At 74.5% G+C, this 3313-nt stretch carries 5 protein-coding genes; 4 read left to right on the top strand and 1 reads right to left on the bottom strand.

The genetic code is table 11. The annotated features are described in order from the left end of the window. The coding region (locus VG276_19945) for an integrase (GenBank protein HEV8651599.1) at nucleotides 1-539 on the top strand (539 nt) is incomplete at its 5' end. A 54-nt stretch (nucleotides 540-593) separates the two neighbouring features. Further along, on the top strand, nucleotides 594-1517 hold the full coding sequence (locus VG276_19940; GenBank protein ID HEV8651598.1) for a phosphotransferase: 924 nt from the start codon (nucleotides 594-596) through the stop codon (nucleotides 1515-1517). 187 nt (nucleotides 1518-1704) lie between these two features. On the opposite strand, the gene VG276_19935 is transcribed toward VG276_19940, so the two are convergent. Continuing rightward, nucleotides 1705-2094: a hypothetical protein gene (locus tag VG276_19935; protein ID HEV8651597.1), complete on the bottom strand. Its 390-nt coding sequence runs from the start codon at nucleotides 2092-2094 to the stop codon at nucleotides 1705-1707. 686 nt (nucleotides 2095-2780) lie between these two features. On the opposite strand from VG276_19935, the gene VG276_19930 reads away from it, so the two are divergent. Beyond that, entirely contained in the window at nucleotides 2781-3050 is a 270-nt protein-coding gene (locus VG276_19930) for a hypothetical protein (protein HEV8651596.1), read from the top strand. Nucleotides 3051-3095: 45 nt separating this feature from the next. Continuing rightward, on the top strand, nucleotides 3096-3313 hold a 218-nt coding region (locus tag VG276_19925; protein HEV8651595.1), incomplete at its 3' end, for a hypothetical protein.

Genomic DNA, 3313 nt, shown 5'->3' with positions numbered 1-3313 from the left:
TGGAGCTGGACCGCCAGCCACCACCACCGGCGGTCGGGTTGGACCCGGCCCGCCGCGCCGGCCTGCTCGACCAGCTCCACCGCCCGGACCGACGGCTGGTCGTGCTGCTGGCCGGCGTCCACGCCCTGCGCCCACATCAGATCCGCGTGCTCGCCCTGGATGACGTCGACCTGGCCGCCGGCAGGTTGCTGGCGGGCGGCCGGTCCCGCCGCCTGGACGCCCTCACCCTCGCCGAGCTGCGGGCCTGGCTGGAGGTTCGCCGTGCCCGCTGGCCAGCCAGCGCCAACCCCTACCTGCTGGTCAACCAGAGCACCGCCGGCGGGCTCAGCCCGGTCACCCGCGGCTATGTTCAGGAGGTGTTCCAGCGGCTGGGCGTCACCGCCGAGGACCTGCGCGTGGACCGGCTGCTGGCCGAAGGCCACGCTACCGGCGGTGATCCGCTGACGCTCGCCCGGCTGTTTGGCATCACCGACACGACCGCGATCCGCTACTGCCTGGAACTCGGCCCGCTCGACGAGCGTCCGGTCGTGGTTCGCTAGCCAGGGGCCGTGGTGCTGGCTAGCGTGTTGGCCGTGGACGGCGCGGCTGAGCCAGTGAGGGAACGCGAGCTGCAACCCACGACCAGCCAGCTCCGGCGGCTGGCTCGTGCCGCGCTCGACCAGCAAGGCGTGGCGGTCGGTCGGCTGCGCTGGATGGGTGAGCACAGCAACCACCTGTTCCGCTGCGACACCACCACCGGCGAGCGGCTGGTGGTGCGGGTGTGTTTGCCCGACGGCCGCAGCGACGCCGAACTCGACGCCGAGCTGGCCTGGCTGGCCGCCCTTGCCCGCGACACCGACCTGACCGTCCCGGCGGCCCGCTTCAGCACCCACGTGACCATCCCCGACCTCCCGACCGGTGGGCGCTGCCTCGCCTTCGCGTGGGTCCAGGGCCGCCACTGCGAGGCCCGCCCGTCCCGCCGGCTGGTCGCCGACCTCGGCCGCGTACTGGCCACCCTGCACGCCCACGCCCGACGGTTCCGCCCGCCGGCCGGCTTCACCCGCCCAGCCCTGGACATTCAGCACCTCGCCTGGGCGGGCAGCTGGTATGAAGCCCAGCTCGCCCAACGGCGCATCGACCCGGCCATCCGGCGGCTGCTTGAGGAGGTGGCCGACCGGGTCCAGGCGGCGCTGGCCGAGCTCGGCAGCGGCCCGCAGGCCTACGGGCTGGTCCATGCCGACCTGCACCTGGGCAACGTCCTGGACCACCACGGCCAGGCCCGCCCGCTCGACTTCGACGACGCCGCCTGGGGCCACTACGCCCTGGACCTGGCGATCACCGTCGACAGCGTTCCCGAGCCACTGCATCCCGTCCTGCTGGGCGGCTACCAAGCAGTCCAGCCTCTGCCGCCCGGCTACCAGGAGCACGCGGCAGCGCTGCTGGCGGGCCGGCGGCTGTTCCTGGCCACCTTCCTGCTCGCCAGCGGGCTGCCGGCAGCGGCCCACCTGGACCTGCTGCGGGCCTTCACCGCAAGCTGACCCAGCCGAAGGCCGCGCCCGCCAGGCAAGTTCGGCAAACTCACCGCCACAGACGCGCCAGACTACCTTCAGAAATCCCGAACTCGCGGGCTTCCCGGTGTAGTGGCCCGCGTGCTCATAGCGCTGGTCGAAGTGCAGCAGGTAGCAGGTCCCGACCGGATGGGGTCGGGCGCCGGCGGGGGTGGGCTCAGCGCGCATCGCCGGCCCCCCTGCGCTGCTCGCGGCGGGCCAGGGCGCGCTCGGCCTGGCGCTGGTCCAGATCGGCGCGCCAGGCACGCGCCGCGGCGGCCTGGTCGGCGAACCAGTCCGGGCCGATCAGGAACTGGCCCTGGGCGCGGCGGGCGGCGAAGGCGTCTAGGCGCTCGGCGGCCTGGTCGAGCAGGCCCAGCACCGTGGCGGTCTCGGCGGGGTCCAGGCGGACCGGGACGTCCAGGCGGACGGTGGCCTTGTTCGCGTCGAGCATGCGGCCGATCAGGTCGTGTTCGGCCCGGTCGAGCTGGGGGGCCAGGCGCTGCTCGTCAGGGAGGTCGCGGTCGTCCTCGTCGACGGCCAGGGTGCGCCCGGCGCTGCCCAGCACGCCCGGAGCCGGTCGGTCTCGGCCGGGCCGAGCACCAGCCCGACCTCGCGGGGGCGGGGGTCGGCGTGGTCCATCAGGCCGCCACCTCCTCATCCCCACCGACCACCGGCGTGGGTGCCGGCAGAGCCGGCTCGACGGGCGCGCTCGGGTGGCGCTGCTGGTGGCCAGCCGCCCGGTGGGCAGCGGGGTAGTGGCGCGGGCCAGGCGGGCCAGCCGCGGGGAGCGGAACCAGGGCCGCAGGCGGATCCGCACCGGCGACAGGTGCCCGTACACCAGCAGCGCCCGCTTCGGCTTGAGCTGCCGCAGCGCCTCCGGCGGCACCAGCCGCCGGTAGCTGACCGAGTCGGTCCGCGACTGGCGGCCGTCCCCGCCGACCGTCTCGCTGGTGTGAGTGATCGCCTCGTCGCCGACCAGCTTGGAGGCAAGCTCGAGGGAGGCCGGGTCGGCCTGGCCGGAGAGCAGCAGCTTGGCGCGGTGGCCGTTGAGGACCGTGGCGGCGCGTTTGCCGTAGCGGTAGGCCAGCTGCCCAGGCGTCCAGGGCCTGGGCGTCGCCCAGCTCCATCAGGCACTGGGCGACCTCGTCGAAGTCCTGCACGTCGACCCAGCGGGCCACCTCGGCCATGGTCCGGCCGGTCCCCGCCGCGGCGTGCAGCACGCACGCCAGCAGCTTGGCGCCCAGCAGCTGCGTGGCACTGCTCGACCGCCAGCAGCACCCGGCCGGCGAGCCGGTCGGTGAGCCGGTTGCGGCGGCCCAGGATGATCCGCCCCGGCCGGGGGCCGACCACGACGAGGTGGCGGAGCTGCCACAGGCTCGCCCACCTGGCCCCTCGCTGCCGGCGCGGGACACGGCCGCGGCGGGCGGGCACGCGCCAGCGGCCCACCAGCCACCCCACAAGCAGCACCGGCACCCAGACCGTGAGGACCAGCGCGGCGTACATGCCGACCGGGCCCGGTAGCAGCCGCCGCGCCGCTGGTGGCCACGCCTGCTTGGGGTCGTTGAAGTGGCCGGGCAGGTGCAGCAGCACCCCGAACATGTCGTCCAGGCGCAGCTCAAGGTGCTCATGCGCACCGAACAGGATGGCGGCGACCTGGCCGACCAGCCACAGCAGTCCGCTCCCGGTCAGCAGCAGCGCGCCGACCAGCAGGAGGAACGTGTCGATGGCGTGCTCGTGCTCGGGGTTGCGCTCATGCCGCATCCGAGCCACCTCCTTCTTGGAGT

It is taken from the genome of Actinomycetes bacterium (genome assembly GCA_036000965.1).
Lineage (GTDB): Bacteria > Actinomycetota > CALGFH01 > CALGFH01 > CALGFH01 > DASYUT01.
This window is presented reverse-complemented; position numbering and strand designations above follow the sequence as displayed.